Annotated in this window: 14 protein-coding genes; 8 read left to right on the plus strand and 6 right to left on the minus strand. The window is 55.6% G+C overall.

Going from position 1 to position 13904, the window contains the following annotated elements; all coding sequences use genetic code 11:
• Positions 1-64: 64 nt before the first annotated feature.
• The gene (locus RKA07_RS13200; protein WP_200202229.1) at positions 65-1030 is read right to left on the minus strand and encodes an ABC transporter substrate-binding protein; all 966 of its coding nucleotides are present in this window, start codon (positions 1028-1030) and stop codon (positions 65-67) included.
• Positions 1031-1372: 342 nt separating this feature from the next.
• On the opposite strand from RKA07_RS13200, the gene RKA07_RS13205 reads away from it, so the two are divergent.
• Positions 1373-1990 carry a glutathione S-transferase family protein gene (locus tag RKA07_RS13205; RefSeq protein WP_200202228.1) on the plus strand — a complete coding sequence of 206 codons (618 nt, stop codon included), beginning with the start codon at positions 1373-1375 and terminating at the stop codon, positions 1988-1990.
• Here RKA07_RS13205 and RKA07_RS13210 read toward each other — a convergent pair.
• Entirely contained in the window at positions 1962-3146 is a 1185-nt protein-coding gene (locus tag RKA07_RS13210; RefSeq protein ID WP_310966518.1) for a GGDEF domain-containing protein, read from the minus strand. The genes RKA07_RS13205 and RKA07_RS13210 overlap by 29 nt on opposite strands.
• Before the next feature lie 96 nt (positions 3147-3242).
• On the opposite strand from RKA07_RS13210, the gene RKA07_RS13215 reads away from it, so the two are divergent.
• The 7 genes from RKA07_RS13215 (at position 3243) to RKA07_RS13245 (ending at position 10060) form a co-directional block, all read left to right on the plus strand.
• A complete protein-coding gene (locus tag RKA07_RS13215) occupies positions 3243-3857 on the plus strand; it encodes a DUF4202 domain-containing protein (protein ID WP_310966519.1) in 615 nt (204 codons plus the stop codon).
• Between the two features lie 70 nt (positions 3858-3927).
• On the plus strand, positions 3928-4632 hold the full coding sequence (locus RKA07_RS13220; RefSeq protein WP_200202225.1) for a response regulator transcription factor: 705 nt from the start codon (positions 3928-3930) through the stop codon (positions 4630-4632).
• Positions 4633-4755: 123 nt separating this feature from the next.
• Complete coding sequence (locus tag RKA07_RS13225) at positions 4756-6723, plus strand: TonB-dependent receptor domain-containing protein (RefSeq protein ID WP_310966520.1); 1968 nt, start codon at positions 4756-4758, stop codon at positions 6721-6723.
• A 5-nt stretch (positions 6724-6728) separates the two neighbouring features.
• Positions 6729-7880, plus strand: coding sequence for an ABC transporter substrate-binding protein (locus RKA07_RS13230; RefSeq protein ID WP_227715228.1), 1152 nt, complete (start codon positions 6729-6731; stop codon positions 7878-7880).
• Between the two features lie 20 nt (positions 7881-7900).
• Positions 7901-8971 carry a FecCD family ABC transporter permease gene (locus tag RKA07_RS13235; RefSeq protein WP_310966748.1) on the plus strand — a complete coding sequence of 357 codons (1071 nt, stop codon included), beginning with the start codon at positions 7901-7903 and terminating at the stop codon, positions 8969-8971.
• Entirely contained in the window at positions 8968-9753 is a 786-nt protein-coding gene (locus tag RKA07_RS13240; protein WP_200202222.1) for an ABC transporter ATP-binding protein, read from the plus strand. Before RKA07_RS13235 ends, RKA07_RS13240 begins: the two co-directional genes overlap by 4 nt.
• A gap of 16 nt (positions 9754-9769) precedes the next feature.
• Positions 9770-10060 (plus strand): DUF2218 domain-containing protein, encoded by a 291-nt coding sequence (locus RKA07_RS13245; protein WP_200202221.1) that lies wholly within the window; start codon positions 9770-9772, stop codon positions 10058-10060.
• Between the two features lies 1 nt (position 10061).
• Here RKA07_RS13245 and RKA07_RS13250 read toward each other — a convergent pair whose 3' ends face one another.
• Genes RKA07_RS13250 through RKA07_RS13265 form a run of 4 tightly spaced genes read right to left on the minus strand, consistent with a single transcriptional unit; the run spans position 10062 to position 13901 of the window.
• Complete coding sequence (locus tag RKA07_RS13250) at positions 10062-11429, minus strand: MATE family efflux transporter (RefSeq protein ID WP_310966521.1); 1368 nt, start codon at positions 11427-11429, stop codon at positions 10062-10064.
• 21 nt (positions 11430-11450) lie between these two features.
• The gene (gene trpC, locus RKA07_RS13255) at positions 11451-12260 is read right to left on the minus strand and encodes an indole-3-glycerol phosphate synthase TrpC (protein ID WP_310966522.1); all 810 of its coding nucleotides are present in this window, start codon (positions 12258-12260) and stop codon (positions 11451-11453) included.
• Positions 12261-12275: 15 nt separating this feature from the next.
• Positions 12276-13304 carry an anthranilate phosphoribosyltransferase gene (gene trpD, locus RKA07_RS13260; RefSeq protein ID WP_200202219.1) on the minus strand — a complete coding sequence of 343 codons (1029 nt, stop codon included), beginning with the start codon at positions 13302-13304 and terminating at the stop codon, positions 12276-12278.
• Positions 13305-13319: 15 nt separating this feature from the next.
• On the minus strand, positions 13320-13901 hold the full coding sequence (locus RKA07_RS13265) for an anthranilate synthase component II (protein ID WP_200202218.1): 582 nt from the start codon (positions 13899-13901) through the stop codon (positions 13320-13322).
• Between the last annotated feature and the right edge of the window lie 3 nt (positions 13902-13904).

The raw sequence follows: 13904 nt of genomic DNA on the forward strand, positions 1-13904 counted from the left end.
TTAACAGGTGTGCCCGGGGCAGATTTTTGCAAATGCTGCACCCGGGCAAGGGCGGGGCTGTCAGTTATTCAAGAATAGCAGCAAGCTTTGTTCTGGCTTCATCGTTCAGCCAGTCAGACCATTCTTCGCGGTGGGTGCTCAGGAAATACACCGCTGCTTCTTCCGCGGATGCGTTGTTGGAGTCCATCCATGCCAGAAGGCCACTCATGGTGTCTGTTTTGAACGTCATTTTGCTGAGCATTGCGGTCACTTCAGGCTCGCGTTTCTTGAAGTCGGTAGTGACTGATGTAAGAACCGTTGCCGCCGGGAACTCGGAAACACCCGGGTTGTCGGCGTTGGCGTTCTGGTTTTTCTCGTGCACCTTCTGCTTGTAATCGCCGAGCTTTACACGGGTCATGTCGTACTTGCCCATAGGCACGGTGGGGCCCCAATAATAGCCGAACCATGGTTCTTCTTTTTGTACGGCAGATGCCATTGAAGAAGCGAGGGTTTCGCCGGAACCATGGTTGAATACATCGATACCGGATTTTTCAAGATCCATGGCTCGAATCAGGTTGTCGTTTACAATTCTGCAGCCCCAGCCGTCCGGGCAGTTGTTGAAGCGCGAGCCTACCAGTTCGGGGTTGGCCATCACGCCCTCAATGGTCTTCAACTCAGGGTGTTTTTCAACCAGGTAGGTGGGCAGCCACCATCCTTCTTCGCCGCCGGGATCCAGTACTTTAGCCAGCCGCTCAATTTTGCCTTCTTCTTCGAGGCGCAGGTACGCCTCGCCGGCCGAGTTCAACCACAGTTCGGTGACAATGTCGGGTTCGCCGTTTTCTGCAACCGACGTCACAGCCGGGACTGTGTCTGACGGGATGACTGACACGTCGCAGCCATAACCTTGTTCCATGATGAACTTGGCTACGTTGGTGACCACTGTATTGGAAGCCCAGTTCATTTCTGTAATGGAAACTTCGCCACAGTTGGCTTGTGCCATGGCGGGCACAGATAGCGCACATAGCAGTGCAGCAGACGTAAGCTTTCGCATAGTCACTTCTCCGTTTGAGGGTTGGTGAAATCGGGTATCAGTTGTTTTATGGGTTGTTGTATTACTGATATGGAGTAACCGGGAACGGCTCTCTGGTTTGCAGTTTTCTGGCAAGGCCGGGAGTAGGGCAAAACGATTCATCTCGGTTACTACGTAGCTATAAGCATAAGGGTCCTGAGCTCAGTTACAAGGTTTTAACAAAAATGTGGCATTTATGAGGACGTATCCGGACCGCTGTTGGGGCTTCTGGCCAGTTGCTTGACGCAACCCTTTTTTCGGGCCAATCTCTCGAAGGCTTTTAACTTTGATTCATCCTGCTTTTCCGGAACGGAGCTGATAATAATGAAAATTTTCGAAACAAAAACCGCACCGAATCCTCGCCGCGTACGCATGTTTATGGCAGAAAAAGGGCTGCTTGAGAAAGCCGAATTCATCGAGATTGACCTGCAGAAGGGCGAAAACCTGACGCCGGAGTACGTGGCACGCAACCCTATGAAGAAAGTGCCGGTGATGGAACTGGACGACGGCACCTGCATTGCCGAAACCATGGCCATTTGCCGTTATTTTGAAGAAAGCTATCCGGAAACGCCCACTCTGCTGGGAGATACTCCACTGGAGAAAGCGCTGATTGAGCAGTGGGTCAGATGGGTGGAGTTCTACTTCTTTATGCCAACAGGCATGTGCTTTCAGCACACCAGTGGCTATTTCAAAGACAGAATGAACCCGATCAAGGAATGGGGTGAAGACTGCGGGAAGAGTGTTGGAAAGTTTATGGCATTTCTGAACAACCACCTCGCGGACAAGGAATATCTCTGCTGCGACCGGTTAACCGCTGCTGATATAAACGCGTTCACTACGGTAGCCTTCGCCCGTGTAGTGAATATCCGCATCCTGCCGGAGCATGCACATCTTCAAGCATGGTATGACCGTATCAAGGCGCGCCCGTCTGCGCAGGCTTGATATCGTCTGCGGTTACAGGCGGCTCCAAGCCAGGCGCAGCTATCACTTCAATGCGGTTGCGCCCATTTTCTTTGGCGAGGTACAAAGCATCATCGGCACGCTTTATGGCGCTTTCAATGTCATTGCCCCCCTGGCAGCTCGTCATTCCCAGGCTAATGGTTTGATGAATGCTGTGCTCTCCGGCTTCCATGGGCTCGTCTGCCAGGGCAAGACGAGCCTTCTCGGCTACATGCAGGGCGCCATCCAGACTCGTCTGTGGTAAAAGTATAAGGAATTCTTCGCCACCCCAGCGACATAAGGCATCCTCGGCGCGAATTTGACGTTTTAGCCTGTGAGCGGTTTCCTGAAGCACGATGTCACCAATATTGTGGCCGTAGCGGTCGTTTACCCCTTTGAACCGGTCCAGATCACCAAGAATAAGGCTATAAGTGGCGCCGTAGCGCTGCGCCCTGGCGTGTTCCTGCTCCAGCAGCTGGAGCATGGCGCGTCGATTCAGTAACCCGGTCAGTTGGTCGGTTGTCGCCTGTTCCCTGAGTTGTTGCCGGGCCAGAAACTCACCTTTCCGGAGTTGCCTCAGTGCTTCACTGAGCACGAAGCCAATAACCATCATAACCATCGGGTCAAACAAAAAGGGAAGCAGTGCCTTTGTAGCAATGCCCATTGCCAGCGCCACGGGTACGAAAATGGCCAGCGGCACCGCGAACAGGAGCCAAAACTCTTTTGGGCCTCTAACTGAGAGAACGGTAACCCCGAAAAAGCTGATAACCATTCCGTTGGTTACTTGATAAATATTTTCATGCTGCCCACTGTAGTGAACCAGAAACAGTGACAGTATCATGGTCATCACCGAGAGCCCCATGGCTCGGAGCAGATAGCGGCTCTGGCATCTGGGTTTTCCGGTGTAGTGGGAGACGAGCGTGAGCAATGCGCATAGCAAAACCGGTAACCGGCACGCCGCCTCGGTCAGCCACACGTCAGCGTTGTGGCCAAGGCGCAACTGGTGGGTAAACTGATAAAAAACCACGGTGATCAATAGCACCCAAGCCGCAACAACGGCAACTTGTCGTTCTACTATCTGGATATGCGCCTCATAGGCCGCGCGCCATGGGGCCGGGACCTTTCTATATGGTGTTTTGGGGATTGAAATATTCACCATGGTCTTTATCCGGCTGCCAGTAGTTTTGACTATCAGATAATACGAGGTTCGGCGCAATAGCCCTTGAGGGGTAATTGTGTCGTAAAAGGAGACAGTATGAGTGAGGCATCTCTTAAATGTGTTCTGGATGCGATTGATGGTGCAAATCGCGCAGACCCGAATGAGGAGGTTGTAGCAGGCGAGTCCATACCAAGGGAATATGCCTACAGTTTGCACATGACTCGCTGGCTGCATGAGCTGGAGCCAGCCCCCTCTGAACGAATGCAGATCGCCTGCCGTGCCCAGCATCTTGAGCGCTGGAAAATGCCCCGCAGTCATTACCCGGAGGGCCGAAAGTCCTATTACGAGTGGCGTCTGGCCTGTGGGCGTATGCACGGGCGCAGGGCCGCTGAGATTATGGCGGAGTGTGGCTACCCCGAGAGCGAATGTGAGCGGGTTGAGGTGATTGTGACCAAGCGGGAGTTGCGTAAAGACGCAGACACACAGCTGCTGGAAGACGTCGCCTGTATGGTGTTTCTCGAGAAGTATTTTGCCCAGTTCTATGCGGATAACGCGGAATATGATCGGGAAAAATGGCTCCGGATTGTGCGACGAACCTGGGGCAAAATGTCGCAGCGGGCCCATGAGCGGGCCTTGGCGCTGGCAGTGAACCTGCCAAGCCATCTGCAGGCGTTGTTACAGGAAGCATTGACCTCTGAGACAGGTGATTAAACACGACACTTGAGGCGCTTTTATCTGGTGCGTATGATACTCATTATCATTTGATATCCGGTATCATTAGATGGCTGTGCCTGCCAATAACAACCCAAAGATCCTGATTGCCGAAAATAACCCGGTCCTGAGGGGGCAGTTGGCAAGCGAGCTGTCCTCCCGCGGGTATCGAGTACTACAAAGCCATGAAGGTGATCAGGCGTTGGTTGCCGCTCTGGCTCAACGGTTCGACTTAATCCTTCTGGATGTTCTTTTACCAAAGATGACGGGTTTTGACGTGCTCAAAAGGCTTCGCAAAACCAGTCAAACCCCAGTCATGATGCTGACTGCGTGCGATGCCGAGGATGAGCGCATCATGGGCTATAGGGAAGGCGCCGATGACTGTTTGCCCAAGCCTTTCAGCTTTACCGAATTGTTTCTGAGAATTGAGGCGCTGCTTCGACGAACGCGAGGCGATACCGACCAAAGAGCTGAGCCATCAACATTGTTGATCGGTGAGCTGAAGCTGGATCGACAAAAACTACAGGTAAGCTTCCAGGGGAGGCTGGTGAGCCTCACCCCCATTCAGTTTCGCTTACTCTGGATTCTGGTTCTGCATCAACGAGAGTCTCTGAGCAAGCCCTACCTGTACCAAGTGGTGCTCGAAAAAGAGTTCAATCGGTACGACCGCAGCCTGGATATGCATCTTAGCCGCATCCGCCGCAAGCTGGTTGCGGCGGGGGTGGCCAGTGACCGCCTGCAAACCGTACACGGCAAAGGTTACTGCTTTCTGTAAAGCGATAGATACGTGACAGAGCGAGAGCAGATGTAACAAATGTAAAACCGGTTTCCTTAGCGACACAAGTTATCGAGAATGCATGCCAAATACGAATCATTATCATGATGGAGTTTGGTCGCTATGGCAGTTTTTTCCACAGTCGCACAACCGAAACACTTTCGCCGCAGTGCTCTTTGGTTGGCTCTTGTATCCAGCCCTGTTGTGTATGCTGAACCCGTTGCCCTGGAAACGATACAGGTAACAGCCGAGCGTGAGGCAGAGGCCGACGCAGTGGTGGATGCTAAAAGTATTGAGCGTTTTCTCTCTGCTGATCTGGAAGACATCTTTGCCGGCGAGCCGGAGGTGAGTGTAGGCAGCTCTGTGGGCGTCGCCCAGAAAGTCTACGTTCGCGGTTTGGAAGATCCACTGCTGAACGTCAGCGTGGATGGTGCCACTCAAGCAGGCGTATTGTTTCACCATACCGGCCGAATCGCGGTTGACCCGGATCTGCTGAAGCGAGTGGAGGTGGATACCGGTGCCGGGAAAGCCTCGGCAGGTGCCGGTGCTCTGGGTGGTGCGATCCGCTTTATTACCAAAGACCCGGAAGATCTCCTGCGTGAAGGTGAGAATGTCGGTGCTTTGGTCAAACTGGGTTCCTTCTCCAACACCAAAGGGTACAGTGCCAGTACCACAATTTTTGGGCGCCTGAACGATCAGTGGAGCACTCTGGTTTCTGTAAATCAGAGCGATCATGAGCGTTATGAAGACGGTAACGGTGACGAGGTGCCCGGCACTGATGCCCGCCAACAAGTTGGTATGGCGAAACTGGTTGGGCACTTCGCCAATGGCCAGACACTGCGCCTGAGCCACGAAATCCGCAACGATGAGGGTGAGCGGCCGCAGCGCCCTCAGTGGGCCGTCAGCAGCTTCAATAAACTCTACGACCTTGATGGCCGCCGGGATACGACCACTCTTAACTATGGTGTGGCGCCGGAAGGCAATCCCTGGTTGGACGCAGAATTCACTTTGTATCAGAGCAAAGCGGAGCTGGAGCAGAATGTGGCAGATCGCTGGGGCCGGTACTTCGGTTTTACTCGCAGCATCGGTGGGGATCTGCGCAATACCAGCCAGTTGGGCAGCCACAGCCTGACCTACGGCGTCGATTACCGTGAAGACAAAGTCAATGCCGGTGGGGAAGCTGATAAGCGGGCCGAAGAAGAAACCGGTGATGTCCTGGGCGTATACCTGCAAGCGGACGTTTGGCTTACACAGCAATTGTTGCTCAGCGCAGGCGCCCGTTATGACGACTACAACTTGCAGGATAACAACGACCAGACATTCAGTGAGGATGCCGTTAGCCCGAATGCAAGTCTGGCTTGGCAAGTTCTGAATGGTTTGACGCTGAAAGCTGGCTACGCCGAAGCTTTCCGCGGGCCTATGCCGCGTGACGCCTTCAAGGTAGATCTTGCGCAGAACGATCCTGACCTGAAAGGTGAAAAGGCGAAGAATACCGAAGTGGGCTTTGATTATGTTTACCAGAACTTCTCCCTGTCGGCGGAGGTTTACCGGTCTGAAATCAAGGATGCTATCGCCGATGTTCTGTTCGGGCCTGCCATCTACCGGAACATTGGCGATCTGAAATCTGATGGCTATCGCATTGCAACCGGCTACCAGTGGAATGCCTTGAGTGCCGGCTTGAGTTTTCACAGCAATGACGCCGAAGTCGATGGCCAGCCTTTGACCGTGTACGAGCATAACCTGCTGGGCAATACCATCGGTGATACCTGGGTCGCTGACCTGACCTACCTCTGGAGCCATAACCTGGAATTTGGGTGGCAGGGCCAATTTGTGCAGGGAATCGACGACCTTGAAACCACTGTGGGCACGATCGATAAGCCAGGTTACGGGGTGCACGACCTGTTCGTGAACTGGCTGCCAACGGGTAATGAAGATCTGCGTCTGACTCTGGCGGTGAAGAATGTTGGCGACAAGCAATACCTCGACCATGCCAGTAATGCCGATTATCAGGGCATAGCAGGATACGAAGGTGTTGTGGGTATGCCCGCACCCGGTCGGGATATTCGCCTTGGTTTGGCCATGCGCTTTTGAGGCCGATGATGTTACGCATTCGATGCATAGCCGCCCTGGTGGGCGGCCTTTTCTGTTTGTGGGCTGACCTCTCTCTGGCTGCCCGCACGGTCACTGATTTAGCAGGTCGTTCGGTTGAGTTGCCAAGTGAGGTGAATCGGATCGTGCTGGGTGAAAGCCGCTATATCCCGGCGCTTGCCATACTGGACGGAGACGCGCTACCCGACCGCTTGGCCGGTATGCTGCCAGATTTCGAGATGACCGATCCGGGCGGTTACGCCCAGTACCTGAAAGCCTTCCCGGCACTGGCGGATGTGCCCCGGGTGGGGCACACCTCGGCCGACAGCTTTAGCCTGGAAAGCGTGCTTGGTCTGGGTGCTGATCTGGCTATCTTCAGCCTGGAGGGACACGGCCCTGGCGCCCGTAACAAGATGTTGATTGATCAGCTTCAGCGAGCCGGTGTAGTTGTGGTGTTCATTGACTTCCGCCAGAACCCCTTGGTGAATACACCCAAAAGCATGGCGCTTCTGGGTGAGGTGCTCGGGCGACAGGAGGAAGCGCAAACGTTCAACCGGTTTTACCAGCGGGAACTGGCAAAGGTGACCGATGTGGTTGCGCAGATTCCCGAAACTGACTGGCCGAGGGTCTTCCTCCATAGCCGTTTGGGATTGCACGACAGCTGCTGTGAAACCATGGTAGAAGGCATGATGGGGCATTTTCTCAAGGCCGCGGGCGCGCGCAACGTGGCGGAAGGGAAGGTGCCGGGTGTGAGCGGGGTGCTGAACCTGGAATACCTGATCAGCAACCCGCCGGACTACTATGTGGCGACCGCTATCGGCTCCCGCAAATACACCACCTCGGAATCCGACTACAGCTACGTGATGCTGGGCGCTGGTATCGATACGGCGACAGCCCGGGCCTCACTGGCACAAGCCACTGACAGACCCGGACTGCGAGCGGTAGAACCCATCCGCGAAGGCCGCGCGATGGCCATTTGGCACCACTTTTACAATACCCCGATGAATGTGATCGCCGTTCAAGCACTGGCCCGCTGGTTTCACCCGGAAGCCTTTTCGGAACTGGATCCGGAGGCCACACTGGCGGAATTCTACCAGCGCTTTCAGCCGATCGAACTGGATGGTATCTACTGGGTTCGCGCCCGGGAGCCAGCTGAATGAGTTCAGTGTCGCCGGCGCAAATGACTAAATTGGGCGACTCTGCCCCTCACACAACACTGGCAAGCGAATACCGGCGTTTTGTCTTGCGCCGTGTTGTGTGTCTGGTGGCTTTGGCAGTGGTGGCGGTGGTGGCCTTGCTGGTGGACATAGCCAGTGGGCCCTCCATGCTGGGCTTGGCCGATGTGGTTCATGGTTTGTTGAACCCTGAAAGCATCGACGCCGGTACCCGCGTCATCATTGAGGACATTCGTTTGCCTTATGCCTTGATGGCCGTGGTGGTAGGGGCTTGTTTAGGCCTCGCGGGGGCAGAGATGCAAACGGTGTTGAACAACCCGCTTGCCAGCCCCTTTACCCTGGGCGTGGGGGCGGCGGCTACGCTTGGTGCGTCGCTGGTGATTGCCTTCAATATTTCCTTTCTTGGGCTGGCGGCCCATATTTTGCTGCCGTTGTCGGCCTTTGTGTTTGCGGCCGTGGCATCGCTGTTGATTCTGATTCTGTCGCGCTCTCTGGGTGCCTCGGTGCATGCCGTAGTGTTGTTCGGCATTGCTTTGCTGTTTGGTATTAACGCCGTGGTGGGGTTGATCCAGTTTGTTGCAGATGCCGAATCAGTGCAGCAAATTGTGTTCTGGACCATGGGCAGTCTGGCCCGGGCGAGTCTCGATAAAGTACTGATTGTGGCGTTGGTGCTGGCAATCTGTTTGCCCTTTTCATTGCGTAATGCCTGGGCCATGACTTTGTTGCGCAGCGGTGAAGAACAGGCCCGGAGCCTGGGTATTCGCGTTGAGCGGCTGCGCCTGACGGTGTTGATGCGCGTCAGCCTGCTCACTGCCGCAGCCATGTGTTTTGTGGGGGAAATAGGGTTTATTGGCTTGGTGGCGCCCCATATTGCCCGCCTGATGCTGGGCGAAGACCATCGGTTTTTGCTCCCGGGCAGTGCCCTTGCCGGTGCGGTGCTGCTGTCGCTGTCATCCATTGCCAGTAAATTGCTGGTGCCGGGCGTAGTGTTGCCGGTGGGCATTGTCACCGCATTGGTGGGGATTCCGCTGTTCATCCTGCTGATCATTGGCCGCAGCCGGAGGGTCGCCTTGTGACCCTGAAGCTGGAGTCCGTTACCGCAGGCTATCGAAATCGCGCTGTATTCAGCAACCTGTCACTGCCGGAAATACCTGCGGGTGCATTGGTGGCCGTGATTGGGCCGAATGCGGTGGGTAAGTCGACATTGCTGAAGTCCATCGCGGGTTTACTGCCCATCTCCGGCACCATGACCTTCGCCGGGGAAAATCTGGCGGGGCTCACATCCCATCAGCGTACCCGCCGTGTTGGCTATCTGCCTCAGCCGTTGCCGCAAGCTATCCCGCTGGTGGCCTACGAAACCGTGTTCAGTGCCTGCCGCTCGGCCCGGGGCGACTGGTCCCGCGAAGAGACCGAACAGGCCATCGAAGAGGTGTTCGACACACTGGGCATACGGCAACTGGCCCTGCGACGTCTGTCTGAAATGTCCGGTGGCCAGCGGCAAATGGTGGGTCTGGCCCAGGTGTTGGTACGCCAGACGCCGTTGATGCTGCTGGATGAACCCACCAGTGCGCTGGACCTGCATTGGCAATTGAACGTGTTGAACGCCGTGCGCGATGCCACCACCCACGCAAAGTCTATCGCGCTGGTGGCGTGCCACGACCTCAATCTGGCCCTGCGCTATTGCGATCAGGTTCTGGTGTTGTCACCGGGCGGGCAAGCCGTGCTGGGCACCCCGGAACAGGTGCTAACGCCGGAGCTGCTGGCCCGCACCTACGGCATTGAAGCCCGTATTGAACGCTGTTCGCAGGGCCAACCCATTGTGCTGGCGGACCGCCCGTTGCCCGCCAGTGTTCGCTGAACCCACGGAGATTGTTATGCCGTTTATGAGCGCAAGCGTATCCACTACGAATCCAAGCCGTTTGATTAACCGCTTATGCAAACATTTCAGCCATAAGATTGAAGCTGAGTGGAGCGAAACCAGCGGTTTTCTGACCTTCTCTATTGGCGAATGTCAGCTGAGTTCTGAAAACGGGGCGCTGACGTTGGTGTGCGAGTCTCCAACAGCAGAAGAATTGGAAGATCTGGGAAAGGTTGTGTCCTCCCACCTCATCCGCTTTGCTGGCGAGGAGGTGGCAGAAGTTAACTGGCAACCTGGTAGCGCCTGACTCAGTTGGTGACGGGACCTACCAAACGCCGGGGACGAAAACGGAAAAATAGCGCGAGAGCAAGGCCGAAGGTGAGCCACTCAGCCAGCGGCAGTGCCAGCAGGAGTGGCCAGTCCGGTGCAAACTGCGCAAGGCCCATCAGCAACAGGGCCGGCAGTACCAGGCTTCGAGAGAAGGCTACAAGGGCAGAGGGCAGGGCGTGATGTGTGGCAGTGAGATATACTGACAGCAGCACGTTAATTCCGTTGACCACAAATAGTGGCCAAAGGATAGTCAGGAACTGATCTGCCAGCAGGGCGATGGCCGGGTCGCTAGAAGTGTCGAGGAAGAGCCGGACTAACTGGTTGCCGAATAACCAGACACTGCTCACCAAAGCCAGGGCCAGAGTCAGAATCACCGTGACACCGCAACCCATGAACTGACGTATACGCTCGGTGTTGCCGGCCCCGAGGTTGTGGCTAATCAATACGTGCATAGCATCTGATATTCCGTAAAACAACATCAAGCTCAGAAAAATCAGATAGTTAACTACGGTGAACGCTGCAACGCCTGCCAGCCCCTGAGAGGTGATCAACAGCCAATTGATCAACAGCATCACCAGGCCTACAGACATCTCGTTGATCCATTCAGACACGCCGTTGGTGAAGGCCTTAGCCACCTCGCACCAGTTGTGCTGACGCAGCCGGAATACCAGCTTGCGAGAGGGTTTGTGGAAATAGAGCATCAGCACGGCAAGCTGCAGCAGCTGGGCCAGCCCGGTGGCGGTGGCGGCACCGCGCAATCCGTAATCCAGATAACCCACCAGAAGGGCGTCCAGTACAATATTGCCGGCAGCTCCCAGCACCAGTGCGGTGGTGGCCAGCTCGGGGAATCCATCTACACGTACGAAGTAATAAAGCACCATGGTGAACAGCTGCAGCACCATCACCCATATGATCACCAGAAAATACTCTGACATCAGTGGGAAAACAGCAGGGGAGGCGCCCAGTAGACGATAGATGGGCTCGTGACACAGTAACCCGAGTAGCGCCCCGGCCAGCGCCAGTGCAACTGTAGCCATCAGGCATTTGCTGAATATCGCCGATGCGGCGTCACGCTTGCCTTCACCAAGATAGCGGCCAGCACGTACGGTGCCGCCGATAGCTAGCGCCAGAGCCATGCCAAACAGTAAGGTAAACCAGGGAATCAGCAGGTTCAGTGCTGCGAGGGCATCGGCACCGGCGAAATTACCAATGAAAATGCCATCGACTATGTTGGCAGTCGTCAGTGCGAGCAACCCGGCGACAGACGGAATGGTGTAACGGAAAAAGGCCGGCCAGCAGGGGCCGGCCAATATCGGGTCTGAAGCTTGGTTGGGGGTGTTGGCCATGAAGCTGAAGTTTTGTGCGGATCAGCCGAACAGTTCTTGCAGCTTCTCGCCCGGGTCAGCAGCGCGCATGAAGGATTCTCCTACGAGAAACCCATATATTCCGCGGCCGGTCATGGCTTCCACATCGGCGCGGGTCATAATGCCGCTTTCGGTAATGGCCAAACGGTCAGGTCCAATGCGCTGATGCAGATCGAAGGTGGTGTCCAGCGACACGTCGAAGGTGTGCAAGTCGCGGTTGTTGATGCCCACAAGAGGTGTGGTCAGCGTGAGTGCATCGTCCATTTCTTCGCTGTTGTGCACTTCTACCAGTACGTCCATGCCAATCTCATGGGCGATACCTTCCAATTCCTGCATCTGGTCTTTGGTGAGGCACGCTGCAATGAGCAGTATGCAGTCGGCACCGATGGTGCGGGCTTCGTATACTTGATAAGGCGCAACCATGAAGTCTTTGCGGATAACGGGCAGGCTGCATGCGTTGCGGGCGGCTATCAGGTAATCTTCGTGGCCCTGGAAGAAGTCGTGGTCAGTGAGAACTGACAAACAGGCGGCACCGCCTTTTTCGTAGCTTTCGGCGATTTCGGCGAGCTCAAAGGGGTCGCGAAGTATGCCTTTGCTGGGTGAGGCTTTTTTGATTTCGGCAATGACGGCTGGTGTGCCGGCTTCGATGCGCCGGCGCAGGGCGTTGGCGAAGCCCCTTGTCGCAGGCTGGTCGCCAGACATGGCCTTGAGATCTTCCAGGCTCGTTTGCCGTTTGCGAAAGTCGATTTCTTCCCACTTTCTTTCTACGATTTTGCGCAGGATGGTGGGGGTTTTGTCGTTTTGCTTGTTCATTCGAGTTTTCCTGACTCAGAAGCAGTGTGAAAAATCTGCGAGTTCTGCGAGTTTTCCAGCTGCGAGGCCGGAGCCCATGGCATCCAGGGCCATTTCAACGCCCATCTTCGGGGTTGGTGTCAGGCCGGCAACATAGATTGCTGCGCCGGCGTTCAGGGCGATCATGTCTCGGGCTTTTTCGGCCATTTCGTCGTGGCCTCGACCGAAGGCGGCTTTGATCAGGTTGAGGGATTGCTCGGCAGTATCAACAGACAATCCCACCAGAGTCTGGCTCTTTATGCCCAGGTCTTCCGGGGTGAGCTGGTATTCGGTGATCTCGCCATCTTTCAGTTCAGCCACGTGGGTGACGCTGGCCAGGCTGATTTCGTCCAGGCCGTCTTTGGAGGCGACCACCATGATGTGTTCGGAGCCGAGTTTTTGCAGCACTTCGGCCATGGGGCGGCAGAGGGCTTTACTGAATACTCCCACCAACTGGCGTTTAACGCCCGCCGGGTTAGTCATGGGGCCGAGGATGTTGAACAGGGTGCGGCAGCCCATTTCTTTACGTGGGCCCACGGCGTGTTTCATGGCACCGTGATGGGATGGAGCGAACATGAAGCCTACGCCGATTTGTTCTACGCAGCGGGCGACTTGTTCAGGCGTCAGGTTCAGGTTGATGCCTGCTTGTTCGATCAGGTCGGCACTTCCGCTTTTGGAAGACACCGCGCGGTTACCATGTTTGGCAACAAAGCCGCCAGCGGCAGCAACAACGAAAGCGGAGGCGGAGGAGACGTTGAACAGGTTGGCGCCGTCACCGCCGGTGCCCACGATATCAACCAGTGGCTCGGCTTTAATAGTTACGCCAGAGACCAGTTCGCGCATAACTTCCACAGCGCCGGTGATTTCATCGACGGTTTCACTTTTTATCCGCAAACCCATGAGCAGGGCGCCAATCTGGGCATCGGTGGCTTCCCCGTTCATAACGATGCGCATCACGCTTTTCATTTCTTCCCGGGACATATCGAGGTTTTCGGCCACCCGGTTCAGTGCGTCTTTCATGTTCATTCGTAGTGCCTTTTCTTATTGGGTTCGCAGGAAGTTGCGGAGCAGCTCGTGGCCCTGTTCGCTCATGATGGATTCGGGGTGGAACTGTACCCCTTCAATGGCCAGGGTTTTGTGGCGCACGCCCATGATTTCTTCCACGGTGCCATCGCTGTTGCGAGTCCATGCCGTCATTTCCAGGCATTCCGGGAGGCTGGCTTGCTCGATTGCCAGGCTGTGGTAGCGGGTAGACTGCAAAGGGTTGTTGAGGCCACGGAATACGCCAGTGCTGTTGTGAAACACCGGGGATACTTTGCCGTGCATGACACGCCCGGCGCGGATAATTTTACCGCCGAATACCTGCCCAATGGCCTGGTGCCCGAGGCAGATACCGAGAATGGGAATCTTGCCGGCAAAGTGGCGGATGGCCTCCATGGAAACCCCCGCTTCATTTGGTGTGCAGGGGCCTGGAGAGATTACCAGCCGTTCGGGTTTAAGCGCCTCTATCTGTTCCACGGTGATTTCGTCATTGCGGTGCACCTGTACATCGGCGCCCAGTTCCGCAAGATATTGCACCACGTTGTAGGTGAAGGAATCGTAGTTGTCGATCATTAGTAGCATGAT

This window comes from Marinobacter xiaoshiensis (genome assembly GCF_031631795.1).
Taxonomy (GTDB): domain Bacteria; phylum Pseudomonadota; class Gammaproteobacteria; order Pseudomonadales; family Oleiphilaceae; genus Marinobacter; species Marinobacter xiaoshiensis.

Coding starts and splice junctions, on each gene's coding strand:
- RKA07_RS13245 (WP_200202221.1), top strand. CDS start 9,770: ATGCCGTTTATGAGCGCAAGCGTATCCACTACGAATCCAAGCCGTTTG.
- RKA07_RS13215 (WP_310966519.1), top strand. CDS start 3,243: ATGAGTGAGGCATCTCTTAAATGTGTTCTGGATGCGATTGATGGTGCA.
- RKA07_RS13250 (WP_310966521.1), bottom strand. CDS start 11,429: ATGGCCAACACCCCCAACCAAGCTTCAGACCCGATATTGGCCGGCCCC.
- trpD (WP_200202219.1), bottom strand. CDS start 13,304: ATGAACATGAAAGACGCACTGAACCGGGTGGCCGAAAACCTCGATATG.
- RKA07_RS13210 (WP_310966518.1), bottom strand. CDS start 3,146: ATGGTGAATATTTCAATCCCCAAAACACCATATAGAAAGGTCCCGGCC.
- RKA07_RS13230 (WP_227715228.1), top strand. CDS start 6,729: ATGATGTTACGCATTCGATGCATAGCCGCCCTGGTGGGCGGCCTTTTC.
- RKA07_RS13265 (WP_200202218.1), bottom strand. CDS start 13,901: ATGCTACTAATGATCGACAACTACGATTCCTTCACCTACAACGTGGTG.
- RKA07_RS13220 (WP_200202225.1), top strand. CDS start 3,928: ATGGCTGTGCCTGCCAATAACAACCCAAAGATCCTGATTGCCGAAAAT.
- RKA07_RS13235 (WP_310966748.1), top strand. CDS start 7,901: ATGACTAAATTGGGCGACTCTGCCCCTCACACAACACTGGCAAGCGAA.
- RKA07_RS13205 (WP_200202228.1), top strand. CDS start 1,373: ATGAAAATTTTCGAAACAAAAACCGCACCGAATCCTCGCCGCGTACGC.
- RKA07_RS13200 (WP_200202229.1), bottom strand. CDS start 1,030: ATGCGAAAGCTTACGTCTGCTGCACTGCTATGTGCGCTATCTGTGCCC.
- trpC (WP_310966522.1), bottom strand. CDS start 12,260: ATGAACAAGCAAAACGACAAAACCCCCACCATCCTGCGCAAAATCGTA.
- RKA07_RS13225 (WP_310966520.1), top strand. CDS start 4,756: ATGGCAGTTTTTTCCACAGTCGCACAACCGAAACACTTTCGCCGCAGT.